The sequence below is a fragment of the Gilvimarinus sp. 1_MG-2023 genome, from assembly GCF_030548285.1.
Window position 1 is genome coordinate 1 of record NZ_JAUOSC010001711.1, and the last position, 236, is coordinate 236.

Here is a 236-nt window from a genome sequence, read left to right on the forward strand (position 1 = left end):
GCCAAAACTTTATCTGCTGGCCGAGCTTATTCTTGAGCCGGGCGAAGAGCGCCGCGTCGAGTTCCCGGACTTCAAATTCAGCGACCGCACTGTGTTTTTTGCTTATAGCGCCAACAACACTACCTTTGAGCGAGCTGTTTGCAGGCTGTACTGCGGAGACACTAACGGCAATGAATCTAATTGGGGCTCTGTAAACGACAGCCGCATCCCGGATGTTATGCACTACAGGGATACTC

Annotated in this window: 1 protein-coding gene; it reads left to right on the forward strand. The window is 52.1% G+C overall.

Annotated elements, in window-relative coordinates; genetic code table 11:
* Window positions 1–236 (forward strand): hypothetical protein (locus tag Q4563_RS22610; RefSeq protein WP_303606147.1); only part of this gene is annotated, 236 nt, incomplete at both ends.